At 69.2% G+C, this 25,518-nt stretch carries 25 protein-coding genes; 11 read left to right on the forward strand and 14 right to left on the reverse strand.

All coding sequences use genetic code 11. The features are described from left to right. Positions 1-325 precede the first annotated feature (325 nt). The gene (gene serA, locus AB0B64_RS18090) at positions 326-1,915 is read right to left on the reverse strand and encodes a phosphoglycerate dehydrogenase (protein WP_358178463.1); all 1,590 of its coding nucleotides are present in this window, start codon (positions 1,913-1,915) and stop codon (positions 326-328) included. A gap of 238 nt (positions 1,916-2,153) precedes the next feature. On the opposite strand from serA, the gene AB0B64_RS18095 reads away from it, so the two are divergent. Next, entirely contained in the window at positions 2,154-3,008 is an 855-nt protein-coding gene (locus AB0B64_RS18095; protein WP_358178465.1) for a hypothetical protein, read from the forward strand. A gap of 161 nt (positions 3,009-3,169) precedes the next feature. Here the strand turns inward: AB0B64_RS18095 and AB0B64_RS18100 are convergent, their stop codons facing one another. The 3 genes from AB0B64_RS18100 to AB0B64_RS18110 are packed head-to-tail and all read right to left on the reverse strand — an operon-like array spanning position 3,170 to position 6,917. Further along, positions 3,170-5,731: an FtsX-like permease family protein gene (locus AB0B64_RS18100; RefSeq protein ID WP_358178467.1), complete on the reverse strand. Its 2,562-nt coding sequence runs from the start codon at positions 5,729-5,731 to the stop codon at positions 3,170-3,172. Next, positions 5,728-6,408, reverse strand: coding sequence for an ABC transporter ATP-binding protein (locus AB0B64_RS18105; RefSeq protein ID WP_358178469.1), 681 nt, complete (start codon positions 6,406-6,408; stop codon positions 5,728-5,730). Before AB0B64_RS18105 ends, AB0B64_RS18100 begins: the two co-directional genes overlap by 4 nt. Beyond that, positions 6,405-6,917, reverse strand: coding sequence for a PadR family transcriptional regulator (locus AB0B64_RS18110; RefSeq protein WP_357950251.1), 513 nt, complete (start codon positions 6,915-6,917; stop codon positions 6,405-6,407). Before AB0B64_RS18110 ends, AB0B64_RS18105 begins: the two co-directional genes overlap by 4 nt. An 88-nt stretch (positions 6,918-7,005) precedes the next feature. Between AB0B64_RS18110 and AB0B64_RS18115 the strand changes: the two genes are divergently transcribed. The 4 genes from AB0B64_RS18115 to AB0B64_RS18130 all read left to right on the forward strand — a co-directional run bounded on the left by AB0B64_RS18115 (position 7,006) and on the right by AB0B64_RS18130 (position 10,891). Then, positions 7,006-7,554, forward strand: coding sequence for a DUF1707 and FHA domain-containing protein (locus AB0B64_RS18115; protein WP_357950249.1), 549 nt, complete (start codon positions 7,006-7,008; stop codon positions 7,552-7,554). Between the two features lie 138 nt (positions 7,555-7,692). Then, complete coding sequence (gene dacB, locus AB0B64_RS18120) at positions 7,693-9,237, forward strand: D-alanyl-D-alanine carboxypeptidase/D-alanyl-D-alanine-endopeptidase (protein WP_357950247.1); 1,545 nt, start codon at positions 7,693-7,695, stop codon at positions 9,235-9,237. Between the two features lie 281 nt (positions 9,238-9,518). Next, on the forward strand, positions 9,519-10,298 hold the full coding sequence (locus AB0B64_RS18125) for a CAP domain-containing protein (protein ID WP_357950245.1): 780 nt from the start codon (positions 9,519-9,521) through the stop codon (positions 10,296-10,298). Positions 10,299-10,492: 194 nt separating this feature from the next. Beyond that, positions 10,493-10,891, forward strand: coding sequence for a hypothetical protein (locus AB0B64_RS18130; RefSeq protein WP_358178471.1), 399 nt, complete (start codon positions 10,493-10,495; stop codon positions 10,889-10,891). A 14-nt stretch (positions 10,892-10,905) separates the two neighbouring features. Here AB0B64_RS18130 and AB0B64_RS18135 read toward each other — a convergent pair whose 3' ends face one another. Genes AB0B64_RS18135 through AB0B64_RS18150 form a run of 4 tightly spaced genes read right to left on the reverse strand, consistent with a single transcriptional unit; the run spans position 10,906 to position 14,229 of the window. Further along, on the reverse strand, positions 10,906-11,685 hold the full coding sequence (locus AB0B64_RS18135) for an ABC transporter permease subunit (RefSeq protein ID WP_358178473.1): 780 nt from the start codon (positions 11,683-11,685) through the stop codon (positions 10,906-10,908). Then, entirely contained in the window at positions 11,682-12,440 is a 759-nt protein-coding gene (locus AB0B64_RS18140) for an ABC transporter permease subunit (protein ID WP_358178475.1), read from the reverse strand. The genes AB0B64_RS18135 and AB0B64_RS18140 overlap by 4 nt, the downstream gene beginning before the upstream one ends. Continuing rightward, positions 12,437-13,189 carry an ABC transporter ATP-binding protein gene (locus AB0B64_RS18145; protein ID WP_357950235.1) on the reverse strand — a complete coding sequence of 251 codons (753 nt, stop codon included), beginning with the start codon at positions 13,187-13,189 and terminating at the stop codon, positions 12,437-12,439. Before AB0B64_RS18145 ends, AB0B64_RS18140 begins: the two co-directional genes overlap by 4 nt. Continuing rightward, on the reverse strand, positions 13,186-14,229 hold the full coding sequence (locus AB0B64_RS18150; RefSeq protein ID WP_357950232.1) for an ABC transporter substrate-binding protein: 1,044 nt from the start codon (positions 14,227-14,229) through the stop codon (positions 13,186-13,188). Before AB0B64_RS18150 ends, AB0B64_RS18145 begins: the two co-directional genes overlap by 4 nt. A 218-nt stretch (positions 14,230-14,447) precedes the next feature. Between AB0B64_RS18150 and AB0B64_RS18155 the strand changes: the two genes are divergently transcribed. Then, the gene (locus AB0B64_RS18155; protein WP_358178477.1) at positions 14,448-15,629 is read left to right on the forward strand and encodes an amidohydrolase family protein; all 1,182 of its coding nucleotides are present in this window, start codon (positions 14,448-14,450) and stop codon (positions 15,627-15,629) included. A 3-nt stretch (positions 15,630-15,632) separates the two neighbouring features. Here AB0B64_RS18155 and AB0B64_RS18160 read toward each other — a convergent pair whose 3' ends face one another. Next, positions 15,633-16,769, reverse strand: a complete 1,137-nt coding sequence (locus AB0B64_RS18160) for a helix-turn-helix domain-containing protein (protein ID WP_358178479.1) — start codon at positions 16,767-16,769, stop codon at positions 15,633-15,635. 88 nt (positions 16,770-16,857) lie between these two features. Here AB0B64_RS18160 and AB0B64_RS18165 point away from each other — a divergent pair, with 88 nt between their 5' ends. Both AB0B64_RS18165 and AB0B64_RS18170 read left to right on the forward strand, forming a co-directional pair. Continuing rightward, complete coding sequence (locus AB0B64_RS18165) at positions 16,858-17,796, forward strand: adenosine deaminase (RefSeq protein ID WP_358178481.1); 939 nt, start codon at positions 16,858-16,860, stop codon at positions 17,794-17,796. A gap of 131 nt (positions 17,797-17,927) precedes the next feature. Continuing rightward, the gene (locus AB0B64_RS18170; RefSeq protein WP_358178483.1) at positions 17,928-18,518 is read left to right on the forward strand and encodes a class I SAM-dependent methyltransferase; all 591 of its coding nucleotides are present in this window, start codon (positions 17,928-17,930) and stop codon (positions 18,516-18,518) included. Positions 18,519-18,522: 4 nt separating this feature from the next. On the opposite strand, the gene AB0B64_RS18175 is transcribed toward AB0B64_RS18170, so the two are convergent. Beyond that, positions 18,523-19,080 (reverse strand): peroxiredoxin-like family protein, encoded by a 558-nt coding sequence (locus tag AB0B64_RS18175; protein WP_358178485.1) that lies wholly within the window; start codon positions 19,078-19,080, stop codon positions 18,523-18,525. Between the two features lie 68 nt (positions 19,081-19,148). On the opposite strand from AB0B64_RS18175, the gene AB0B64_RS18180 reads away from it, so the two are divergent. Further along, positions 19,149-19,772: a TetR/AcrR family transcriptional regulator C-terminal domain-containing protein gene (locus tag AB0B64_RS18180; RefSeq protein WP_357950218.1), complete on the forward strand. Its 624-nt coding sequence runs from the start codon at positions 19,149-19,151 to the stop codon at positions 19,770-19,772. On the opposite strand, the gene AB0B64_RS18185 is transcribed toward AB0B64_RS18180, so the two are convergent. Together AB0B64_RS18185 and AB0B64_RS18190 are read right to left on the reverse strand one after the other, a co-directional pair. Next, complete coding sequence (locus tag AB0B64_RS18185; protein ID WP_358178487.1) at positions 19,769-20,944, reverse strand: low temperature requirement protein A; 1,176 nt, start codon at positions 20,942-20,944, stop codon at positions 19,769-19,771. The two genes, AB0B64_RS18180 and AB0B64_RS18185, sit on opposite strands and share 4 nt — an antisense overlap. 105 nt (positions 20,945-21,049) lie before the next feature. Further along, complete coding sequence (locus tag AB0B64_RS18190) at positions 21,050-21,262, reverse strand: hypothetical protein (protein ID WP_357643600.1); 213 nt, start codon at positions 21,260-21,262, stop codon at positions 21,050-21,052. A 434-nt stretch (positions 21,263-21,696) separates the two neighbouring features. Here AB0B64_RS18190 and AB0B64_RS18195 point away from each other — a divergent pair, with 434 nt between their 5' ends. Together AB0B64_RS18195 and AB0B64_RS18200 are read left to right on the forward strand one after the other, a co-directional pair. Next, on the forward strand, positions 21,697-22,824 hold the full coding sequence (locus tag AB0B64_RS18195) for an XRE family transcriptional regulator (RefSeq protein ID WP_358178489.1): 1,128 nt from the start codon (positions 21,697-21,699) through the stop codon (positions 22,822-22,824). A 20-nt stretch (positions 22,825-22,844) separates the two neighbouring features. Continuing rightward, positions 22,845-23,384, forward strand: a complete 540-nt coding sequence (locus AB0B64_RS18200) for a hypothetical protein (protein WP_358178491.1) — start codon at positions 22,845-22,847, stop codon at positions 23,382-23,384. 596 nt (positions 23,385-23,980) lie between these two features. Here AB0B64_RS18200 and AB0B64_RS18205 read toward each other — a convergent pair. Together AB0B64_RS18205 and ilvC are read right to left on the reverse strand one after the other, a co-directional pair. Then, complete coding sequence (locus AB0B64_RS18205; protein ID WP_358178493.1) at positions 23,981-24,193, reverse strand: hypothetical protein; 213 nt, start codon at positions 24,191-24,193, stop codon at positions 23,981-23,983. Between the two features lie 341 nt (positions 24,194-24,534). Next, positions 24,535-25,518, reverse strand: coding sequence for a ketol-acid reductoisomerase (ilvC, locus tag AB0B64_RS18210; protein WP_357950756.1), 984 nt, complete (start codon positions 25,516-25,518; stop codon positions 24,535-24,537).

The raw sequence follows: 25,518 nt of genomic DNA on the forward strand, positions 1-25,518 counted from the left end.
CTCATTTCGCGGGGCGTCGTGTGCTGTGCGGTCGGATTCCGGTCACGAATCCGACCGGGCCTGAGCTCGTGGGGTCCGGATCGCGGACCGGACGTTGGGGCTTACCGGTCGACGCAACGCCGCACACCACGGCGGGTCGTCGACCTGCCCTAACAGGCCCCGCCGCGGCAGGTAATAAGTACGAGAACCTGGCGCATCTTCCGAAAGAATACCTGGCGGTAGTTTGGCTGTCTCGTTGGACGTCCTACTATCTCGCATCCTGAGACAGAAAAACGGCTGCCGCGGACGCGACAGCCGTTGATCCTGGAACGCTCTGAAGAAGGGGTCAGTCCTCCAGGTCGACCGAGCGGCCGCTCTCGGCGCCGATCTCGGTGCCGATCTGCTCGACCACCTCGGCCGGGATGGCGGAGTCGACCGTCAGCGCGATCAGCGCCTTGCCGCCCTTGGCGTCACGGGCCACCTGCATCGAGGCGATGTTGACGCCGTGCTCGCCGAGCAGGCGGCCGACGACGCCGACGATGCCGGGCCGGTCGGTGTAGGTGAAGAACGACAGGTGCGCGGTCGGCTCGATCTCCATCTCGTAGCCGTTGACCTCGACGATCTTCGTGATCTGGCGCGGGCCCGACAGCGTGCCCGAGACCGAGACACGGCGGCCGTCGGCGAGCACGCCGCGCACGGTGACCACGTTGCGCCAGTCGGGGCTGTCGGAGCTGGTCACCAGGTTGACGGAGATCCCGCGGTCCTTGGCCAGGAGCGGCGCGTTCACGTACGTGACCGAGTCCTCGACCACGTCGGCGAAGATGCCCTTGAGCGCGGCCAGCTCGATCACCCGGACGTCCTGCGAGGCGATCTCGCCGCGCACCTCGACGTCGAGCTTCGTGGCGACCTCGCCCGCCAGCGCGGTGAAGACCCGGCCCAGCTTCTCGGCCAGCGGCAGGCCCGGCTTGACGTCCTCGGCGACGGCTCCGCCCTGGACGTTGACCGCGTCGGGCACGAACTCACCGGCGAGGGCGAGCTTGACGCTCCGCGCGACCTGGGTGCCGGCCTTCTCCTGAGCCTCGTGCGTGGAGGCGCCCAGGTGCGGCGTGACGACGACCTGGTCGAGCTCGAACAGCGGGCTGTCGGTGCAGGGCTCCTTGGAGAACACGTCGATGCCCGCCCCGGCGACGCGGCCCTCCTTGATCGCCGAGTAGAGCGCGGCCTCGTCGACGATGCCGCCGCGGGCCACGTTGACGATCCGCACCGACGGCTTGACCTCGTGCAGCTCCTTGTCACCGATCAGCCCGAGCGTCTCCTTGGACTTGGGCAGGTGCACGGTGATGAAGTCGGCCTGCTTGATGACCTCTTCGAGGCTGACCAGCTTGACGCCCATCTGGTCGGCGCGGGCCGGCGGCAGGTAGGGGTCATAGGCGATCAGCTCGACGCCGAACGGCTGCAGGCGCTGCGCCACGAGCTGACCGATCTTGCCCAGGCCGAGGATGCCGACGACCTTCTCGTCGAGCTCGACACCGGTGTACTTGGACCGCTTCCACTCGCCGTTCTTCAGCGCGGCGTGCGCCTGGGCCGTGTTGCGGGCGCTGGCCAGGATGAGCGCGACGGTCTGCTCGGCGGCGCTGGTGATGTTGGAGGTCGGGGCGTTGACCACCATCACACCGGCCTTGGTGGCCGCCTCGACGTCGACGTTGTCGAGCCCGACACCGGCCCGCGCGACCACGCGCAGCTTCGGCGCCGCGGCGATGGCCTCGGCGTCGACCTGCGTGGCGGAGCGGACGATGAGCGCGTCCACGTCGGCGAGCGCGGGCAGCAGCTGCGAGCGGTCGGCGCCGTCGGTGTGGCGGACCTCGAAATCGTTGGCGAGTACGGCGAGGCCTGCCTCGGACAGCTCCTCTGCGACCAGTACGACGGGCTTGCTCATGGAAGTGAATCCTTAGGGGCATGCGGGCGGGCGTTGAGGGACACCTCAGAGGGCCCCTCGGACCCCCCGAGTCTATCCGCGCTTGTGAACGTGTTCACGAGTGACCCAGGATCTGAGACAGCGCCTCCGTACCCCGGCTCCCGGAAACTCATCCACACTGCTCCCATCTTTGTCTTGATCGGGGGATTTCTTGGCTATTAGCCTGATAAGCCGTGACCGACTACCTATGGTTCGTCATATGAGCATCGGGAATCCTGCGCTTGCCGACGTGCTCGCCCAGCATGGCAGCCCACATCGCCTGCTGGCGGCGCTCGCTGACGGTGGGGTTCTGGTGGCAGTGCGACCAGACCGATCAGTCGTCCTGGGTACGACCCAGGCCGGCGACAGAGTGCTGCTCGGATACACGGGCGCGGCGACGTACGCCCGGCACCGCGGCAGTCACTCCCTCTCCGCCTGCGATCCGGACACGATCCTCGACATCCAGCGCGTCACGGGTGTGCGGGAGATCGTGATCGACGCGGCGGGGCCCGCGGCGGCGGCCGTGCCCATCGACGACCTCCAGCACTTCCTCGCTTCGACGCGATCGGGGCCTCATCCGGTGCTGTCGGGAGCCGTCCCCGCCGCGTACGCGACGGGCGCGATGGCCACGGTGTCACGGGGAGCCGCGCTCGCCCAGGTGGCGCCGCCCTCGCCGGACGCGCCCGCGCTGCCGTGGATACCGGCGCCGCGACCGCACCTGTCGGGGCCCATGCAGCAGGTCGACCCCGGCTACCGCCGGTGCACGCACCCGATCCTGCCCGCCCTGCGGCGGGCCATCGGGAACCTGCTCATGGACTACCCGCTCGTGCACCACGTCTGGATCTCCGAGGCGCGCACCGCCTCGGGGGCCCCGGGGATCATGCTGCACGTGAAGGTGCACATGTCGGCCGCCGAGGACGTGGTCCGTGACCTGCACCGTGGGGCCCGCGCCCGGCTGCCGCAGTTCGCGGCGAGCGGGGCGCCCATCCTGATGGCCCGGGTGGCGGACTCGCGCAGCGAACGCCGGATGATCGAGATCGGCGCCCACGTGGTCTGCGCCGACGTGATCGACTAGCCACGACCCTGGCGGCCCGAACCCCCGGCGGCCCGAAACCGGCTCGACCTTTGGCGCGGCCGAAACCGGCCCGACCCGTGGCCCGGCTGACACCGGGCCACGGACGCGCATGACCGCGGCCCGCATCGAGCGGACCGCGGTCACGAACACGCGGGTACGGCTTACGCCAGGCGGCGGGTCAGCTCCAGCCGCGTCCTGGCGAACGCCCAGGCCACCAGCGCCGCCAGCAGCGGCAATCCCACCGCGAACGCGACGAGGAACAGCCAAGGGATGGAGATCGTCGTGGGTCCGGGATTGAACCAATCCGCCCCCTGGACCCCGTTATGGCGGCTCATCGGCCACGACAGCGCGATTCCGCCCACGACCCCGGTCACGACGCCGACCAGCGCGCCCAGCCCGGCTATGTAACCCGCCTGACCGGCCACCACCAGTCGCCGGACGCGCGGCGGCGCGCCGACCGCCGACATGGTGTTCAGGTCGTGGCGCATGTCGGCCGCGGCCAGCCCGGTGGCCGCGAACGTGCCGCCGAGCACCAGCACCATGGCGGCACCCAGCAGGATCCAGAGGACCCCCGCGAGCTCGCCGTCCCTGGGGTACTCGAAGTAGACGTCGATCTGGTCTCCGACCACTGAGAAATGCTTCCTCAGGCGCTCCTGATCGGCCGACGGCTCCATGGCGTACAGCCGCCGCTCCTTCACCTGCAGCCCAACGGGCCGCAGGACGGCCGGTGGAATGACCCCGCCGCTGACCCGCGAGTCGGCGGCACTCGCCAGCACGGCGGGAACCTGCTTGCGGCTGATCTCGCCAGTCGACGTGTAAAACTTCAGGGTGGCCAGGCCGTCCTTGATCAGCTCCGGATCGAACACCACGATCTTGCCCGCGGTCAGGGCCGCGGCGGCCTGCGGATCCTGACGTCCCTGGATGAACGCCAGCAGCCGCACGTCGCCGACCGGAAGCTCACCTCCGTAAAAGGAGTCCTCGCACTGCCCAGCGCAGCGGCGCTCGATGTCGATCCACCCCCGTTTGCCCTGAGAGTCCATGGGAACCGGGCCTGGAATCAACCGCGTCTTCGGCAGCTCGCGCTCGGCCGCCGCCCGCAGCCTGGCCCAGCCGCTGTCGTCCAGGTTCTCGGCTTCGATCTTGATGCTGCCCGTCGGGGCGTAGGGGTGGTAGGCGGCGTTGTAGGCCGCGTCTGAGCTGGCGAGCCCGATGCCGAACGCGACCGCCGCCGTGGTGGCCGCCATGACGGCGGACGTCGCGGAGGCCGTACGGGAGCGGTGGCGCGAGGCGTCACGGACCGACAGGCGAAGCGGAAGCGGCAGCCGGGCGGCGAAGCGGCTCGTCCGGCGCACCAGCCATGGCATCAACGCGACCAGCCCCAGCACGACCAGCCCCAAGGCCGCGACGAGCGGAAACTCCTCGCCGCGCGTGCTCAGCCGGACCAGGACCAGCCAGACCAGGACCAGCCCGGCCACCACCAGCAGCAGACCGAGCACCGGACGGCCCGCACGGTCGCGGAGCTCGCCTTCACGGCCCGCCAGCACCTGGGCGGGGCTCTGCCGCGCGGCCTGCACGGCGGGCACCAGGGCGGCGATCAGCCCGCTGACCACGCCCAGCACGGCGACGCCCGCGACACTCGCCCACGGCACCTCGAACGGGCCGAGCGACCCGAGCAGCTGCCCGGCCCACCGCACCGTCGCCAAGGCGCCTCCGACGCCGAGGACCGTCCCGGCCAGCGCCGCCGCACCGCCGAGCACCAGCCCGTCGGCGAGCACGATGGCCCGCAGGTGCGCGCCCGAACCGCCCTGTGCCGCGATCACGGCCAGCTCCCGGCGTCGCCGCCGCAGTCCCACGGCGAACGCGGGCCCGGCCAGCAGCGCCGTCTCCATGACGATGAAGACGACAGTGAGTGCGATCTTGATCGGCAGGTCACCGTCCGAGGCGATCAGGCGGCGAGCCGCGGCGGGCGGATTCTCGATGACGGCCCTCGACTCGACCATCAGCCCGTGGGCGTTCAGCGCCCGCACCCGCGACCAGTCGAACGGCGCGGCGGTGTCCACGAGCCAGCCGGTGCCGCTGCCGTCGCTCTTGTCCAGCAGAAGCACGCCCTGCAATCCGACGAACTCCGTCATGCCCGGTCTGTTCGGGTACTCGATCACGCCGACCACGCGCACCCGCTTGTTCGCCCGGGTCACGGCGACCGTGTCGCCGGCCTTGACCCCCATCTCCAAGACCGCGGGTGTCACCACGACCTCGTCGGGAGCGGCCGGGAACCTGCCCTCCGTCAGGCGCCGCAGCCCCCGCGTCATCGGATCCCGCAGGTCCACCTCACTGGCGGACACCATCTCGTAGCCGTCCGTGCCCGCGAACAGCACACTGCCCCTGTCGTACGGGATCATCCGGCCGCCGACCAGCGCGGCCGCCTCGGCCTGCTTCCACGGCGCGGCCGTGGAATCCTTTTCCGGCCCGTTGGTCACGCCCCGGCCTAAGACATCCTGCTCGATCGGCGCGCGAAAGTGCGTCGTGGCGATCCGCGCGTCCGCCCCGCCCAGCAGGGCGGTCAGCCCCTCCCGCTCGTTCACGTCGAGGGTGGCGTACCCCGTGAGCACGCCGGTGATGAGCAGCACCGGCAGGCCGATCATCACCATGATCAGCGCCGTACGTCCCTTGAACCGCAGCGCGTCCCTGCGGGAGATCCGCAGCGCGGCGGCGAAGGCGCTCATCGGGCGCTCTCCAGAGGTACGGCCGTCGAGTCGGCGATCTCCCCGTCGCGCAGGAACACCACGCGGTCGGCCCATCCGGCGTAGCGGGGCTCGTGGGTGACCAGCAGCACCGCCGCGCCCTCGTCGCAGCGCTCGCGCAGCAGTCGCAGGATCTCGTCGCCGCTCGCCGTGTCGAGCGCCCCCGTGGGCTCGTCGGCCAGCACCAGACGCCGCTCGCCGACCAGCGCCCTGGCGATCGCCACGCGCTGCTGCTGCCCGCCGGACAGCTCCCCGGGAAAGCGGTCGGCGACATGGTCCACCCCCACCGAGGCCAGTACGGCCAGCGCCTCCTCACGGGCCTGCCGGGAGCGGACGCCGTCGAGCTCCCTCGGCAGCATCACGTTCTCGGCGGCCGTGAGTGACGGGATCAGGTTCAGGTCCTGGAAGACGTACCCGACGCTGCCGCGCCGCAGCGCCGCCAGGTCCGTCACGCCGGCCAGGTCCGTGCCCTCGATCGTCACGCTGCCCGAGGTCGGCCGGTCGAGGCCGCCCGCTAAGTTGAGCAGGGTCGACTTGCCGGAGCCCGACGGGCCCATGACGGCGACCAGCTCGCCGCTGGAGACCTCGAGGCTCACCCCTTTGAGCGCGTGCACCTGACCGTGCACGCGCGTCACCTCGTCCAGTCTCAGCACAGTCATGTGTTCTTCTCCTTGAGTACGGCCTCGCAGTGGTCCAGCCAGCGCTGTTCCGCCTCGGCCTGAAAGATCAATGAATCGAGGACGAGCCGCTGCGCGAGCCCTTCGGTGTTCGCCCGTTTCGCCTTGGTCAGCTCCTGCAGCGCGCGCATGGTGGCGGTGCGCTGGGCCAGGATCACCGCTGGCACGTCGACGTCCCCGGCGGCGACGGCCATGGCGAGTTTGATGACCAGTTCGTCCCGAGGCCGGTCGGTCTGGTCGACGGGGGTGCTGAACCATCGCCCCAGTTCGGCCCGACCGGCCTCGGTGACCGTGTAGACGGCCCTCCCCTGTTCGTCGGCCCCTCCGGGCTCGACGAGGCCGTCACGTTCCATCCGGGCGAGCGTCGTGTAGACCTGGCCGATATTGAGCGGCCAGGTCGCCCCCGTCGACGCCTCGAATTCCACCCGGAGCTGGTAGCCGTAACGCGGCCCCCTGCTCAGCAACGCGAGCAGTCCGTGTCTGATCGACATGGATACTGAGTATGCATACTGAGTATGCTCAACGCAACTGATTCGCATATTCTGGACAGGGAACGCCGTTCAGGCCGATACTCGGGGCATGAGCTCGACGCATCCACCGTTCCGCGCGTCCGACGGGGAACGCGATCGCGCGATCGACGAGCTCCGCGACCGCGCCGTCGAAGGCCGGATCTCCCACGACACCTTCGTCGGCCGGGTGGATCAGGCCCTGCGGGCGCGCAACCGCCACGAGCTCGACGAACTGGTCGCCGATCTGCCCCGCCGCCGGACGTTCCGCCAGCGAGTGACCGACGCGGTGTCGAACGTCTCCGACTTCACCACCCGCCTCCAGGCCGCGTGGCGCCGGCCGCGACTGCCCAGGCTGGCCCTGCCCGACGACCACCGCATGCGCTACGTGGTCGGTCGCGGGTCGGCCTGCGACCTGGTGCTGTCCGATCTGACGGTCTCGCGGGTGCACGCCGAGCTGCGGCGCGAGGACGACGGCGGATGGATGCTGGTCGACCTGGGCTCACTCAACGGCACACGGCTGAACGGCTGGCGACTGGTGGGACCCGCCAAGATCAAGTCGGGCGATGAGGTCTCTTTCGGCGACTGCGGCTTCATGGTGAGCGCCGGCCAGCTCTCCTGAGCACTTTCCCGGGCACGGGCCCGCCTTCGTGACGGCGTGCGTACGACTGACCCAAGAAATACGGATATTTGCGGATTACAGGCTGCGTGCGCTGCCGCATGATCCCAAGCTAGACCCCCAGTCCTCATTGGAGACCCCATGCGGCGTACTTCAGCATCCCTCGTCGCGGGCGCGCTCGTCGCGGCCCTCGCCTGGGCGTCCAGCCCCTCCTCCCCCGCCGTCGCGCTCGAACCCACGGCGGGCGTCGCGGACCTGACCCAGGACATCAACCAGATACTCGCCGACTCGCGGCTCACGGTCGGGCGGGCCGGCGTGGTCGTCAAGAGCGCGGCCAACGGCGACGAGCTGTACGCCACGGACGCCGGCAAGCTGATGATCCCGGCCTCCAACACCAAGCTGTTCACCTCCGCCGCCGCCGTCGACACGCTCGGCCTGGACTACCGCTTCCCCACCACCGTGCTGAGCGGCGGGCGCAAGCTCGGCTCCGTGCTGACCGGCGACCTGGTCCTGCGCGGCACCGGCGACCCGACGATGCTGGCCGAGGACTACGACGCGCTGGCCGCCAAGGTCGCCGCCTCGGGCGTCAAGCTGGTCGCGGGCAAGCTGGTCGCCGACGACACGTGGTTCGACTCCGTACGGCTCGGCAACGACTGGACCTGGGACGACGAGACGGCCTACTACGCGGCGCAGATCTCCGCGCTGACCGCCTCCCCGGACCGGGACTACGACGCCGGTTCGGTGATCGTCTCCGTGGCGGCCGCCGGCAACGAGGTCAAGGTGTCGACGACGCCCGAGACCGACTACCTGAAGATCGTCAACAAGGCCACCGTGGGCACCACGACTGACGTGCTCATCGAACGGCAGCACTCCACGAACACCGTGGTCATCACCGGCACCGTGGCCGACCCGTACCAGGAGTGGGTGGCCGTGGACGACCCCACCCGCTATGTGGCGTCGCTGTTCCGCAAGTCGCTGGCCAAGCACGGCGTCCGCGTGGCGGGCCCGACCGTCACCGGCGCGGCCCCGTCCGGCGCGACCACGCTGGCCGAGCACCAGTCGATGCCGCTGAGCGAGCTGCTGGTGCCCTTCCTCAAGCTCAGCAACAACATCCACGCCGAGATCCTGACCAAGGCGATGGGCCGCAAGGTCTCCGGCCAGGGCACCTGGGCGGCCGGGCTCAAGGTGAGCACCGACTTCGCCAAGGCCAACGGCGTACAGGTGCTCAACATGCGGGACGGCTCCGGCCTCTCGCGCCGTGACGGCTTCGCCCCGGGCTCGATCGTCCAGCTGCTCAGCGCCGTACGCGCCAAGCCGTGGTTCAAGACCTGGTACGACGCGCTGCCCATCGCGGGCAACGCCGACCGGTTCACCGGTGGCACGCTGCGCAGCCGGATGCGCAACACCGCCGCCGCCAACAACGTGCACGCCAAGACCGGGTCGCTGACCGGCGTCACGTCGCTGTCGGGCTACGTGAACAGCGCGGAGGGCGAGCCGCTGGTGTTCTCCATCATGCTCAACCAGTACCTGTCGGGCTCGCCGAAGGACATCGAGGACAAAATCGCCATCCGGCTCGCCCAGTTCTCGCGGACCGCGCCGGTGGACGCCGTGTCGCAGCTCCGCGCGGCGGATGACAGCGCGACCGGCGACCTCGAGTGCTCCTGGCTCAAGCCCGCCGCGTGCTGACGCCTACCGCGTGCTGACGCCTTCCGGTCCGCTTGGGAGCTGACGGCTCCCAACCATCCGCTCCGAGTTCCACCCCTGGCCGTGCGGCATTTCGCCGCACGGCCCTAATTTTTCGCACAAGACGCGCAGGTGACAGAGAAGGTTTACCGAGGTCGGTGGGGCAATCGTTACGATTGGGTCACCTGGTACTCCAGATATAGCGGTGTTTTTCGGGACATGGCCGTTGCGGGCACACCAGAATGCGGGATCGACGCCGTATCTAGCAGCACCGGAGGGACAGGATGCGCAGGCAACTCCAGGCACTCGTCTGCCTCGGAAGTCTGGCCGCACTGAGCATCCCCACGCCCGCCGCCCAGGCGGCGACCACGAAGGCTCCGTGCCGGGTCGTGGCCGCCAAGCCGTCCCTGTCCAAGGGCGTGATCGTCGGCTCGGCAAGCAGGATCGGCTGCGACACCAAGGCCACGCTCAGGGTCCGGATCGTCCGGGACGTGGCCGGTCGCCCCGACCGTACGCTGAAGAGCGGCGCCAAGCTCGTGCTGAACGGCCGGATCAGCGTCCGCGCCGGCTGCGCGACTCCCGGGCGCTACTACGTCCTGGCCATGGACTACCAGGGCAAGCCGAGCCGGTCACGGCCGGTGGCCCTGTCCTGCGGGACCCGGACGCCGGCGACGACCGGCACCGCCTCGGCCGCCGAGGACCAGGTCGTCAGCCTCACCAACCAGGCGCGGGCCAAGAAGGGCTGCCGCCCGCTCACCCACGATCCCAAGCTCCACGCGGCGGCCGAGCGGCACTCCGCCGACATGGCCGCGCGCGACTACTTCGACCACGACTCCAAGGACGGCCGGACTCCGGGTGACCGCATATCGACGGCCGGCTTCGCGCCGGTCAGCACCTGGGGCGAGAACATCGCCATGGGCCAGCCGACGGCCGCCGCGGTCGTACGAGCCTGGCTCGACAGCCCCGGACACCGCGCCAACATCATGAACTGCTCCTTCACCCATATCGGCGTCGGCCAGTCCACGAAGGGCCCCTACTGGACCCAGGACTTCGCCGCCCACTAGACCACAGAACCCCACCCAGCCAGGGAGCGTCGGGCCTCCACCAGGCGCGCCACCGCGCCGGTTCCCACCGCAACGCCACGGCGCTCCCATCCGGCGGGCCCGGTCGCGCCTCCCCCCGCACAGCGGACCGCGACCGGGCCCGCACCCTTTTCCGGGAATGACCCTGTACGGGGCAACCGAACTGTGGGGATCTCATGCACTGGCACGCGTACATGTGGATAGGCAGCGGCGAGGAGCGCGAAAGGGAGGACGAGCGGCGTCCGGGTTCGCCCGAGTTCGCCGGTTCGCTCCTTCCGCCGATGCGTACCGGCGACTGGCTGGCCCGACCGGCCTCCCGGATCCGCGCCACCTTCGACGACCCGGGGCGGGCGGTGGAGTGGCTGGCCACGCAGTACGCGCAGATCAGGGGTGCGTTCCCGCGCCCGGACCGCGTCGGGCTGACGGCCCGGCTCGACGGCGCCGCCGACGCGCTACCCCGTGGGGTGGACGTGCAGTGGGGTGAGTGGCTGACCGGGGGCAGGTTCGCCACGATCAGCGTGATCTGCTGCCCGAACCGGCACGTCACCCACCCCTGCCCCATCCGCCGCCCCTGACTCGCGGGCGCGGGTCAGGGGCGGTTGTCCGAGAAGCGGGCCAGGACCAGGGATTCGACGACGCCCACGACCGCGTACGCCAGGATCGACACGGCGGTGACCACCACGATGTCCGCCCACACCTCGTCATACCGGAACCCGCCGATGGCCCGCAGGATCCCGGCGCCGATCCCCTGCCCGGTCGCCAGCCATTCGGCGATGAGCGCGCCGATGATCGAGGCGGGCACGGAGATCCGCATGGAGGCGAACACCGAGGGCATCGCCGTCGGCACGGCCACCTTGCGCAGCACGGTCAGCCGCCCGCCCCCGTACGCCATGATCAGGTCGGTGGCCTGCGGTGAGGCGGAGCGCAGCCCGAAGGCGACGTTGACCAGGGCGGGGAAGAACACCACGATGCCGCCGATGACCGCGACGCCGAGGAGCTCGCGGCCGAAGACGAGCGTGATCAGCGGCGTCATCACCACGAGCGGCACCGAGCGCAGCAGCATCGCGACCGGCATGAACGTCTGCTCGACGGTCCTGAACAGCACGAACGCCATCGCCACGACCACCGCCGCGACCATCCCGCTGACGAAGCCGATGGCCGCGTCCCTGATCGTGATGCCCAGGGCGGCGAAGACCGCGTCGCGATGGGCCGGGGACGAGCCGAACAGGTACTCCCAGACCTGCGGGGGCCGCTTGCCCACCAGCGGGCTGATGCCGAACGCCTCCAGGGACAGCCACCAGAGGGCCACCACGATGACGACGGAGGGCAGCAGCGGGCCGACGACGCGCAACACGATGCGGCCGATCATGAGGAGGACCGCGCTCTGCCGTATGACCAGGGTGTCACCACGCGGGCGACCAGTGCGACGATCGCGTAGCCGAGGCCCGCGACCAGGCCGGCCACGAGCGCCAGCCCCCACGTGCGCGGGACCTGGAACTGCTGCTGGGAGATCATCAGGGAGACGCCGAGGCCCTGGTCGTTGCTGCCGAGGTATTCACCGATGATCGCGCCGAGCAGCGCGCCGGGGGCCGAGATCTTCAGTCCGGCGAACGTGCTCGGCAGCGCCGCGATGACCTGGACGTGCCGCAGCTTGGCCAGGCGGCCGCCGCCGTACACCGCGATGAGGTCGAGGCTGGTCCGGTCGGCGGAGCGCAGCCCGAGCAGCGCGCCGATGAGCGTGGTGAAGAAGACGGAGACGGCCGCCAGGAACACCACGGCGGCCTCACCGCCGAAGACGACCAGGACGATCGGGCCGATGGCCAGCAGCGGGATGCAGTAGCTGATCACCGCGAGCTGGGTCGCCACCGCCTCCAGGCGCGGGACGAGCAGGACGATCAGCGCCACGCCGATGGCCAGGCCGTTGCCCCACAGGAAGCCCTGGAGCGCGGCGCTGACGGTGGCGGTCGTGTTGGGGCCGTAGAACCCCCAGCCGTCGTGGCCCATCCCGGCCAGGACCGCCCACGGCGTCGGGACCGCGCCGCCGTCGGCGAAGACCGTCACGGCGACCAGCCACCACAGGGCGATCAGGGCGACGACGCCGAGCAGGCCGTGGATCCGCTTCACGAGCCGTGCCCGAACAGCAGGTCGCTGAGGTGGTCGTGGATGGCGTGGAACTCCGGTGTACGCATCATCTCGGGCACCCGGGGACGCGGCAGGTCGATCGGGACCACCTCTTCGATGCGGCCAGGACGCGGGCTCATGACGGCCACCACGTCCGACAGGAAGATCGCCTCGCCGATGCCGTGGGTGACCATCAGCGTGGTGGCGGGCTTCTCGGTCCAGATGCGCAGAAGTTCCAGGTTGAGCCGCTGGCGGGTCATGTCGTCCAGCGCGCCGAACGGCTCGTCGAGCAGCAGCACGCTGGGCTTGACCACCAGCGCGCGGGCGATCGACACGCGCTGCCGCATGCCGCCTGACAGTTCGGCGGGCCGCGCCTTCTCGAAGCCCTGGAGACCGACCAGCTTGATCAGGTCGTCGATCACGCCGGGCTCCGGCTTGATCCCCGCGACCTCCAGCGGCAGCCGGATGTTGGCCGCGACGCTGCGCCAGGCCAGCAGCGCCGAGTCCTGGAAGGCGATGCCGAGGTGGTGGCTCCTGCGGAGCTCCTCGGGGGTCTCGCCGTTCACCCGGATCTCGCCGGTGGTGGGCTTTTCAAGCCCGGCCAGGATGCGCAGCACGGTCGACTTGCCGCAGCCCGAGGGGCCGAGCAGGGACAGGAAGGAGCCCTTCGGCGTCTCCAGGTCGACGTGCTCGACGGCGGTCAGCCCGCTGCCGAACGTCTTGCTCAGCCCCGTGATGCCGATGCCGGTCATGAGAGCTTGAGGCTCGCGTCGGCCTTGTAGATCTCGTCCAGGATCGACAGGTCGAAGAGGTTCTCGGCCTTGACGGTCAGCCCGGCCTTGGCGAGGGAGGCGATGTTCTGCTCGATCAGCTCGGAGGTCATCGTGAACAGGCCGTTGGCCTTGGCGTCGGGGGTGACGACGAGGTCGTTCTGCATCTTGGCCTCCTCGGTCTGCTCGGCGACATCGAGGTTCTGATCCTTGCCGTACGTCTTCGCGGCCAGTTCGGCGGCCTTGGCCGGGTCCGCGACGGCGTCCTTCCAGCCCTTGATCTCCGCCGTGAGGAACGCCTTGAGCTTGTCGCGTTCCTTGTCGATCGTCTCCTGCGTCACCGTGAACGTCTCGGCGACCAGCGGCAGGCCGTGGTCGGCGAACAGCATGTGCGCCGCGTCCACGCCCTGCATCTTCAGCCGCACCGGGCCGCTGGTGACGAAGCCGACATAGCCATCGAGCTGGCCGGAGGTCAGCATCGACGGGTCGGACTGGAACGGCACCCGCGTCACGCTCGACGGGTCGATGCCGTTGGACTTGAGCAGCGCGTTCCAGACCAGCTCGTTGGAGTCCTGGACGCCGATCTTCTTGCCGGCCAGGTCCTTGGGGTCCTTGATCGGGTTCTTGCCGAGGGAGACGATGGCGAAGGGGTTCTTCTGGAAGGTCGCGCCCACGATCTTGAGCGGCGCGCCCTGGAGCACGGCGGGCGCGGTGATCGTCGGCGTCGACAGGCCGATCCAGCAGCGGCCGGTGGTCAGGCCCGACTCGACCGAGGTGCCGGAGCCGCCGCCCGACAGCAGCTCCACCTGGGAGAACCCGGCGGCCTTGTAGTAGCCCTTGCTGTCGGCGAAGTACTCGCCGGCGAACTCGACGTTCTTCTTCCAGGAGAGCTGGATCTTGACCGCGCCGAACCCGCTTCCGCCCGCGCCGGACGTCCCGCTGTCGCCACAGGCGGCCAGGCCGAGCGCCAGTCCGGCCATTCCCGTCGTCCGCAGGAACGCGCGACGGTCGAGGGTAGCCATAATTCTCCTTGGAAGAGCCGTGAACCTGCAGGTCAGGAAGCTATACACCGATTATTACCATCGTGTGACGAAAAATCGGACATCGCATGGGGTGCGGGGCCCGGATGTGGAAAAGCCCAGCACCGGCGCTTCAGACCCTGTAGGTCCCTACGAGAGCGCTCGGCGAGGTCCGTAGATCCCTCCAGCGGTAGAAGGCGTCCGGTAGCGTTTTTGGTGACATGAAACTGGACGGAATCCCCCTTTGGGACGGCACCGAATTCCGCGGCCCGGTCGAGCTGAGCTGGGAACCGGACCGGATCGGCGAGGTGCGGCCCGCCACGCAGCGGTATGACGAGCTGTGCGTGCTGCCCGGCCTGGTCGACACGCACGTGCACCTGATCGGCTACGCCGGTGCGGGCCCGATGCCCGACTTCGCCACCTGGCCGCTCGTCACGACCCGCGACGAGCAGGTGCTGCACGGTGTCGCCCACGCCCAGCGGGCCATGCGCCATGGCGTGACGACCCTGCGCGACCTGGCCGGGGACGAGGCGCAGATCGCGCTGCGCCGCGCCTTCGACGCGGGCGTGCTGCCCGGCCCGCGCGTCCAGGTCCACGGCGTGGTCGGCATGACCGCCGGGCACAACGACCTGTTCGTGCCGCCGGCGATCCCGCAGCGCAAGCCCACCGCCGACGGGCCCGACGAGTGCCGCAAGCTGGTACGCACCTGGGCCCGCGCCGGGATGGACGGCATCAAGCTCACCACCAGCGGCGGCGTGCTGTCGATCGGCGACAAGAACGGCTGGCGCAACTACACGCGCGAGGAGATCAGGGCCGTCGTCGACGAGGCGCACGCGCTTGGCATGCTGGTGGCCTCCCACGCCCACTCCGAGGAGGGCATCCGCGTCGCCGTCGAGGAGCGCGTCGACTCGATCGAGCACGGCACGCTGCTGAGCGCGGATCTCGCCGAGGTGCTCGCGGCCCGCCGCACGCCCGTCGCGCCGACCCTGCTGATCAACGAGGCCATCGCCGAAGGCCGGGTCCCGGTCACCGCGGAGTCGATGGCCAAGGCCGCCGAGCTCGTGGCCACGCGCAACGTGCTGCTCGCCGAGGCGGCGCGGCTGGGTGTCCGCTTCGTCCTGGGCACCGATGCCAACGGGCACCACGTCCAGTTCGGCGACCAGCTCGCCGAGGTGGTCCACATGACCGAGATCCTGGGCATGTCCGCCTCGGAGGCGCTGCGCGCGGCCACCTCGGACGCCGCCGACTCGATCGGCGTGCCGGTGGGCCGGATCGAGCCCGGACTCGGGGCCGACTTCATCGTGCTGCGCGGGCGCCCGTGGGAACGGATCGCGGACCTGGCCGTGGAGAACATCGTCGCCGTGGTCTCACGAGGACGTCTGGTCGCGGGCGAGCTGCCCTGACCGCTATCCGTCGGACGACTGCCCTGATCTGAGGGCCAGATAGAGGTCCGTACGGTCGCGCATCGACGACATCCGCCGCCCGGTCAGCTCCTCGATCCGCTGCATGCGGTAGCGCAACGTGTTGACGTGCACATACAGCTCGTCGGCCGTCCGCTGCCAGGAGCCGCACGTCTCCAGGAAGACGTCGAGCGTGCGCAGCAGCTCGGAGCCGTGCCGCGCGTCGTACTCGATGATCGGCCCGAGCAGGTGCTCCCTGAACGAGCGCCGCACGCTCACGGGCAGCTGGGCCAGCAGGAGTTCGTGGCTGTCCACGTCGGCGACCGACATGACCGACACCGGCCCCTCGCCGTAGCGGGCCGACTCCATGCCCCGCCGCGCGGACTCCAGCGCCTCGCCGAGCTGCGACACGCTGGCGGTCGCGTCGCTGATCCCGGCCGCCACCCGCATCCCCGGCCGGTTGGTCACCAGCGCGCGCAACTCGTCGGTCAGCGCCTGGCGCGACACCTTGCCGTTGACCAGCACGATCCCCTCGTCGGACCGCCCGCCGACGACCAGCTGCCGCCCTCTCCTGGCCAGCGCGTACATGATCGCGGGCACGTCGTCGTCCCCGGACCCGCCGGTCCTGGCCACCACCATGGCCGTGGTCGGCTGCCCTGGATCGGCGCCGAGCAGCCGCAGGTGGGCTGACACCTCACCGGGCGCGATCCGCTGCGTGCCCAGCAGGTCGAGCAGCGTCTGCGCACGGGCCCGCTCGTCCCTGCGCCGCTCGGCCGCGAACGCCTCCTCGATCACCACCTCGGTGATCGCGCCGAACGACTGGTCGGGCGCGGCCAGGAGCAGCGGCAACCGGCGGCGCTCGCACGCCTTGACCAGCGCTTCCGGCAGCTCCCCCAGCACGACCAGCCCGACGATCAACCCGGCGGCGTCGCTCGTCCACAGCGCGTCGGCGAACGTCTCGCAGTCGGACGGCTGGGTGTACCAGACCCCGCTGGTCAGGACGAGGTCGCCGGGGCGCAGGTAGCGTCGCGGGTCGGGCAGATCCGTCGGATAGGCTCGCCCCACCTCCCTGCCGAGCCCGTCATGTCCGGTCACCGGCACGAGACTCAGGTCTTCGCGCGCCACCAGATCCGCCAGCCTCATGAATGTGATGTTATGCCAGGTCATCGGGCGAGAGTTCGGAGGTTCGCACGATACCGTGGCCGGCGTCTTGTCAGGTTTACTCGATCACATGCGTCCCAAAGCCGAACTCCATCTGCACATCGAAGGCACCCTCGAACCCGAGCTCGTCGTCGAGCTGGCCAGGCGCAACGGGATCGAGCTGCCGACCTTCGACGCGGAGGCCATCAGGGCACGCTATGACTTCGCCGATCTCCAGTCGTTCCTGGACATCTACTACGAGAACATGGCGGTCCTCCGCACCGACCGGGACTTCTACGACCTCGCCACTGCCTACCTGGGGCGGGCCCAGGCGCAGGGCGTACGGCATGCCGAGATCTTCTTCGACCCGCAGGCGCATCTGAGCAGGGGCGTATCGCTGGAGGCGGTGTTCGGCGGGCTGTCGGCCGCCCTCAAGGACAGCGACGTCTCGGCGGCCCTGATCATGTGCTTCCTGCGTGACCGGGGGGCTGAGGAGGCCGAGCAGGTGCTGCGGGCCGCGTTGCCGTACCGGGACCACTTCATCGGCGTCGGGCTGGACTCGGCGGAGGTCGGTCATCCGCCGTCGCTGTTCCGCCGGGTGTTCGACATGGCGGCCGCGGAGGGCCTGCGCCGGGTCGCGCACGCCGGCGAGGAGGGCGGCCCGGACTACGTGTGGGAGGCCCTGGACGTGCTCAAGGTGGAGCGGGTGGACCACGGCATCCGCGCCATGGAGGACCCCTCGCTGGTCGCCCGCCTGCGAGAGGAGCGGATCCCGCTGACGGTGTGCCCGCTGTCGAACGTCCGGCTGCGCACGGTGCCGTCGCTGCGGGACCACATCCTGCCCGCGATGCTGGACGAGGGCCTGATGGTGACCGTCAACTCCGATGATCCGGCGTACTTCGGCGGCTACGTCGAAGACAACTACCGGGCGCTGCGCGACGAGCTGGGCATGACGGAGACGCAGCTGGATGAGATCGCCCGCAACTCCTTCGCGGCATCGTTCGTCGAGGTTCCGTCAGCCGGTCAATAAGGCGAACTGCGCATCCGCAAGGGCCTCGCCTCGCTGGACGAACTGATGTGCTCGGGGACCCGAAACCGCGGGGCGGATGACGGCGCCGGACGAGCTGACTCTAGGTTCGGTAGGAGAAGGAAGGAGCGCAGGTGAACACATCCTTGGCCGACTACCTCGACAGCCTCTACCAGCTGGGCCGCGACCACGACGCGCCCCTGGCCGACCGGCTGCTGCGGCTGCGCAACATGACCCCGGGCGCGGCGGGTCTCGTCGCGCTGCTGATCCGCGTCCAGGGGAGCCGGCGGGTGCTGGAGATCGGTACGTCCAACGGCTATTCGGCCATCTGGTTCGGCGACGCCGTACGGGACACCGGCGGGCATCTGGAGACGGTGGAGATCGACGCCGCACGGGTCGCCCAGGCGCGGGCCAACATCGCGGCGGCCGAGGTGGCCGACCACGTGACCGTGATCCACGCGGATGGCGGGGAGGTGCTGGCGGCCAGCCCGGACGGGTCGGTCGACCTGGTGGTGCTCGACGCGGAACGGCCCGCGTACGTGGGTTACTGGCCGCAGTTGCAGCGGGTGCTCACCCCTCGGGGTGTCGTCGCGGTGGACAACGCGCTCAGCCATCAGGAGCAGGTGGCGGCCTTTCGTGACCTGGTGACGGCGGACGGACGGTTCGCCGTACAGCTCCACGAGGTCGGCGACGGGGTGCTCACGGTGGTGCGGCTGCCGTCTTGAGAAGCTATTTCTGGACGGGTTTCGGCGCGTGGGACGCCAGGTCGATGATCTCGTCGACCGACCACTGGTCGTAGGCGTGCTCGCCGTACTTGGCGGCGAGCACCCGGCCATCCCGCCCGATCAGGAAATCGGCGGGCAGGCCCAGCCGACCGCCGTGCGGCTTGGCCGCCGGGCCGCGTTCGCGACCCCGCAGGACCCGCCACGTAATCACGGCGACCACGCGGAGGATCGTTCCCCACACGCGCGGGTCGAGCAGCGAGCGGGCCGCCGACTCCACGCCGAACTCGACGTACAGCAGCTTGTCCGGGTCGGCGATCACCGGGAACGGCAGATCGGGCGTGTGCTCGGCCAGCTCTTCTGCCGGTGAGTGGAAGACCACGACCTCGCGGACGCCCGCCGCCTCGATCTCGTCGTGCCCGCGCACGATGGACCGCAGGTGCAGGTTGCAGACCGGGCACCCGGCGAACCGCCGGAACTGCAGGTGGACCAGCCGCTCCGGGTCAGGGATGGCGACCGACTCACCGGACACCGCGCTCAGCTCTCTGGCAGCGACGACGCGCATGTGAACCCCCTATAGGCGTACGGCATACGCTTACGATGATAGGCGTATGCCGTACGCTGTCAACTGTCATGCCGCGACCCCGTTCACTCACTCCCGACCAGCTGGCCACGGCCGCCCTCGCCGTCATCGACCGGGACGGACTCGCCGGGCTGTCGATGCGCGCGGTCGCGCAGGAGATCGGCATGAGCACCATGGGCCTCTACCGCTACGTCGACGACCGCGGCGAGCTCGAACAACTCGTCATCGACCGAGTCCTCGACACCGTCGACACCATGCCGCCCGACAAGGACCGGACCTGGCACGAGCGAATCGAGATCATGGTCGAGCGGCTGCGCGACGTCGTGGGCTCCCACCCGTGGCTCGTGCCGCTGATCATCGCCCATCGGCACCGGTCGGTGGCCATACTGCGCTGGTCAGAGCCCTTGGCCGCCATCCTCGCCGAGGCCGGGCTGGACGGACGCGAGCGGGTGATCGCGCTGCGCTCCCTGCTCGCGTACGTGGTGGGGGCGATCCAGCTCGAACAGCTCGGACCGCTGGCCGGAGCGGGCACCCAGGTCATCGCGGACCGGGCCGAGCTCCCCTACCTGTCCGAGACCGCCCGGCACGCCCACGACGTCACCACGGACGAGGAGTTCCGGGGCGGACTTGCCCTCCTGCTGCGCGGCATGGGCGGGGGCACGCACATGCGCTAGGGGAGCGGCCTGCGCCCCTCGCGCGCGAGTGTCGTCACGAGCAGGAGTACGAGCACCGCGGCGATGACGGTGAGTCCCGCGGCCACCCCCACGCTGGGCGCCGCGAACACGGCGAGCACCACGAGCACCGCCGCCACGCCGATCGCCTCCGGCCGCACGACGGTCCTGCTCACCAAGGGGGCATGCAGCGCCCACAGCAGGACGAGCATGACGACGACCGGAATGGCGACCGAGGCCACCACGGCCCGCGCATCCGCCGCGATGTGGTGCTCCCCCTCCCCTGCCGACGCCACCGCGACCTCGAGCCCGGCGCCGAGCGCGGCCAGCGCCGCGAAGATCAGATAGTGCCCGTATCCCCAGACGAAGGACTGTTCCCGTCGCTCCTCAAGTCCGTGGCCGGCGGGCTCGGAGAAGTAGATCCACCACAGCGCGAAAAGGATGACCAGGCCGGTCATCGCGATGACGACGAGTTCGACGCTCAGCCCGTGGGCGACCGCGCCCTGCACCGCGTTCGTCGCCGCGAGCACGCTCTCGCCGAGCAGGATGATGGTGAACAGCCCGTAGCGCTCGGCGATGTGGTGCGGGTGCCAGCTCGTCGAGCCCGTACGCTCCGCGATCGGCGGCACCGCGAGGTCGAGGACCGCGCACACGATGAACAACCAGACCGGCCCGCCCCCCGGCAGCGCGAGCTTGGACACCCAGAGCACCTGAACGAACGAGATGCCGATCGCGTAGCGCAGCGCCGTCGCCCGTCCCTCGGGGTGCGCGACCGCCGCGCGCAGCCACAGGCTGACGAGCCCGACGCGCATGACGAGGTAGCCGATCGTCACGACGGTGAAGTCGCCCTCGAACGCCGCGGGCACCCCGGCCGCGAGCACCAGCACGCCGGCCATCTGCAGGAGCGTCATGACGCGGTACGGGACGTCGTCAGTGTCGTACGCGGAGGCGAACCAGGTGAAGTTCATCCACGCCCACCAGATGGCGAAGAAGACCATCAGGAAGGGCCCGACCGCTTCGAGGCCGTGCCCCTGCTCGGTGGCGTGGGCGAGCCGGCCCACGATCTGGGACGCGGCGGCGACGAAGGTGAGATCGAAGAGCAGCTCGAGCGGGCTCGAGACACGATGCGGCTCTGTCAGATCGCGAGCGGCCATGCGGGTCCGGAGCGGCGACATGTGCCTACCCTATTGACCTGCGCCTGCCTCGCTGACAGGCGCCTGCCTTGCCGACCGGCGGCGAACGAGTGCCGGTCCCCGGCGAGCAGGGGACCGGCAGCGGGGCTACTTGAGCCAGAGGACCCAGGCTCCGGGTATTTCGGTGCACTTGTACGCGTTGAAGTTCTCACGCACATACTGCTGGCCCGCGTCGACACACTTCTTCTTGGTGGGGAACTGTCCGTAGGACACCCAGTCGGCCGCTTGGGCGGGCAGGCCGAGTCCCAGGACCGCCAGGACGGCGATTCCCGCGCCCGCTACCGCTGTCCGTACACGCATTCTTGACTCCCTTTCACCGCTGGGGCAATGCACAGAGATCATCGCAGCGGCGAACGAGCCGGGTGAGCGGCAAGACATATCAAGTGATCTAGTCAATATCAGCAGCTATCGCCCTTGCGGCCGACCTCTCCCGCATGACACAAAGGAGGGTCCGGCGTGCTACGCCGAACAGATCGTCCGTCCGTGGGCAAAGCGCCGGTGACCGACCTACACACTCGTCCGCCTCACTGTGCGTGAAGGCCAAGCCCGCACTCTCCTGCTTGGCGTTGACCGCCGCCATCGAACTCCTCGCCCTTCGTATGCGCCGCCCAGTACTGGTCAAGCAACCGCGAGACACTCCTTACAGAAGCCTCAATCACGGTCCTAGCGCCTCTGATGGCCATGTGTATCCTGAGGAGGTGCGTAAATCGCACCGCACCTAGGGAGTACGCGTCATGGAACGTGCGCGATTGGGCAGCTGGGCCGAAGTGGGAAGCAGAGTGGCCACGGCCCGCGAACGTGGCGGCTTCACGCAACGTGAGCTCGGTGATCGCCTGGGACTCCACCGCTCCGCGATCACTCGCATCGAGCTTGGCCAGCGCCATCTTGACGCCCTGGAGCTGGCGCAACTCGCCGACGCCCTTGGGCGATCCGTGGAGTGGTTCCTCACCGAGCCCCCAGCCGTGATCGCGAGCCATCGTGACGGCCTGTCGGCGGACCGCAACGTACAGCGACTGGAAGACGAGCTGGAACGTACCTGCCGCGATGTCGAACTGCTGAACGACGTTAATGTCCTGTCCGTTCCGTCCGCAGCGCTTCATCCAGGCGTCACCTCCCGTGACGAGGCAGAGGCCAGGGCGTTGGAGGCACGCTCCCTGTTGGGACGTGGGGACGGCCCCCTCCTCGACCTTCAGGCGGCGGTGGAACCCCTCGGGCTTCTCGCGTTCTCTCTGGACCTCGGGCCGAGCGTAATAGACGGCGGCTACGTCCGACTCGGCGATATCGGCGTAGCCCTGGTCAACGGCACAGCCGACCCTGGTCGGCGGCGGTTCAACCTGGCCCATGAGCTGGGCCACCATCTGCTGGCCGACGAATACACCGCCGATTTCGGCCTCGGGACGACCCGTGCGGACCGTGAGGCATTGATCAATGTGTTCGCCATCCATTTCCTGATGCCTCGCTCCTCCTTCCACACCCGCTGGACGGAGTTGTCGGGGCAATGGCCCGATCCTCGACATCGATTGGTCGTGCTGGCCGCAGAATTTCGGGTGAGCTGGTCAGCGACCATCTCACATGCGCTGACCTTGGAACTGATCTCTCGTAGCGACTTCGAGCTTCTCAAGGTCAGACGCCCAACGTCTGGCGACTACCTGGAAGTAGGCGCCCGCTTCGACGAAGAACTCCAGCCGGTCGCATTGGCTCCGGCCTATTCTCAGGCCGCCGTTCGCGCATACCGTAGAGGCGTCATCACCGCGGACCGGACGATCGAATTGCTCCGGCGAACTGTTGCCGCCGAGGATCTGCCTCGCCCGCACGAGATGCCCATCGAAGCCTTGGCCTCAGAGTTCGAAGACATCATCTGATGGCACCAAAGGGCATACTCGTGTTCGACGCGAGCCCGCTCAACCACTTCGCCCGGGCCGGCGAGCTCACCGCACTGCGACACCTCGTCGCCGATTTTGAATGCGTGACCACCAAAGCCGTACTAGGAGAACTCCGCAAAGGAACGGACGAGTATCCGGAAATACTAAAGGTCATGGACCTTGACTGGATCGCGACCGTGTCATGCGATGACCTCGATGAACTGTATTTGTTCGGGCAGTATATGAACCGGCTCGGCAACATCCAGCGCAACGCAGGAGAAGCGTCCGTCCTCGCCTGGGCCGAGGCTCACTCGGCCACCGCATATGTCGATGACCAAGTCGCCTGCAGCGTGGGACGCTCTCGCGGCGTGCGCGTGCACCGCACGCTGCAACTCATCATCAATGGATACCGCGCCAGCGCTCTGAGCGAATCCAGCGCCCAGGATTTGATCAGATGCCTGGCGGACACCGACGCCCGCTTCCCGAGCGCGGCACGTGCGGATCTGTTCGGGTGGGCCAGGTCGCAGAACCTACCGCTTTCACGCCACAACTCTCCCTGAAGCATGGAAGAGACATCACCATTAGGTAGTGACGTTTTCTCGGGCTGGACCACCACGCCGACCGGTCGGGCGCGCGCATCCATTCCTGTCGTTGCTGCGGTTTCGTCATTCCGATCATTGGCCGTGTTCCTCCTAGGCCAGCCGGGTCGGGCTGCTTCGTCTTCCCTGGAGGCAGCAACCGCCATTCCCCACTGCCGAAACGGAAATCAGCAGGACCATGCTGGGACCACCCTCAATCGGCCGCAGGCCAGCCCGTTTTCTGGGGGTGGCTACCGCAGGCGGTCGATCAGCGGATCAAGTACGCGGCGGCGCTCAGGAAGGCGAAGCGAATACCGATGAGCACCACGCAGACGACATGGTGTGGGGAGATTGGAGAGCCGACCAGGCTACCCACAGCCGAGTTGGTGCTCGGCGGACATGTCGATGTGACGATCAGCGGACCTAACTCGGTACGTGTCGCCTGACACGCGTTAAGGGCCTCATGGGCTCAGCCCAGAATGAGGGCCCAAACAGCCGCACCTCGCCGCAGCGTGAGGATGCGGCTCTCGCCCTTGCGGACGACCTCTCCCGGATGGCGCAAAGGAAGGTCCGGCGCCTTACTTCAGGACCCAGAGCGCCCAGAAAGGGCTGTCCCATTGGCAGTCCCAGTACTCGCCGTCCCCGGAGTACTTGCGGCCCGCCGCCTCGCACGCCTTGAGGGTCTTGTGGACGCTCTTGATGTGGCCGGCCTTGGTCGTCGCCACATCCGCGCTCGCGGACACGCTGGTGCCGAGTGTCGCCGCCATCGCCAGGGCGGCTGCCGGGACCATCACTCTCATGATCTTGTTCCGCATGGAGAACCTGCCTTCGCTCGGATTACCCGAAAAGCGTCGCAGCGAAGGCTTCCGTAATTCTTCTCTGTCGCTTCCGGCCGAATCCCTCATGAGGATGGCACAACGATCCCTGGCGACAGCGCGAGGGCGCAGCCCTCGCCTCGGGCAAAGCGCCCGAGCGCAGCGAGGACCACGCCCTTGTGGGGGTGTGGGGGGCGCCGAGCCCCCCACAAAACACAGCCCGAGCCATTGGGCGAAGCCCCCGAAACGAGGACCTCGCCTGTAGCCCCAAAGAAAGAACAGCCCGAGCGTAGCGAGGCCCTTTGGTGGCCCTTTGGTTATGCCTTGAGCCAGCTCATCATCGGGCGCAGCTTGGCGCCGGTCTTCTCGATCGGGTTCTCGGCCAGCTCCTCGCGGTGACGCGTGAACTCCTTCTGGCCGCCGTCGAACTCCTCCACCAGCTGCCGGGCGAAGGTGCCGTCCTGGATCTCGCCCAGGATGCGGCGCATCTCGGCGCGGGTCTCGTCGGTGATGACGCGCGGGCCACGGGTGTAGCCGCCGTACTCCGCCGTGTCGGAGACGGACCAGTACATCTTGGAGATGCCGCCCTCGTACATGAGGTCGACGATCAGCTTCATCTCGTGCAGGCACTCGAAGTAGGCGACCTCGGGCTGGTAGCCGGCCTCGATCAGCGTCTCGAACCCGGCCTTGATCAGCTCCGACACGCCGCCGCACAGCACGGCCTGCTCACCGAACAGGTCGGTCTCGGTCTCCTCGGTGAAGGTGGTGCGCAGCGCGCCGGCCCGGGTGCCGCCGATGCCCTTCGCGTACGACAGAGCCAGGTCCAGCGCCTTGCCCGAGGCGTCCTTCTCCACCGCCACGAGAACCGGCACGCCGCGCCCGGCCTCGAACTGACGGCGCACCAGGTGACCGGGACCCTTGGGGGCGACCATGCAGACGTCGACGCCCTCGGGGGCCTCGATGAGGCCGTAGCGGATGTTCAGGCCGTGGCCGAAGAACAGCGCGTCACCCTCGACGAGGTTCGGCGCGACATGCTCGGCGTACAGGTGGCGCTGGATGTGGTCCGGCGCCAGGATCATCGTGAGGTTGGCCTCCTCGACCGCCTCCGAAGGCGTCAGGACACGCAGACCGTCGTTCTCGGCCTTCTCCCGGCTCTTGGAGCCCTCCGGCAGGCCGACGCGCACGTCGACACCCGAGTCACGCAGGGAGAGCGCGTGGGCGTGGCCCTGGCTGCCGTACCCCAGCACGGCCACGTGACGCCCCTGGATGATCGAGAGGTCGGCCTGGTCGTCGTAGTAAAT

This window comes from Nonomuraea sp. NPDC049129, from assembly GCF_040648495.1.
GTDB lineage: Bacteria > Actinomycetota > Actinomycetes > Streptosporangiales > Streptosporangiaceae > Nonomuraea.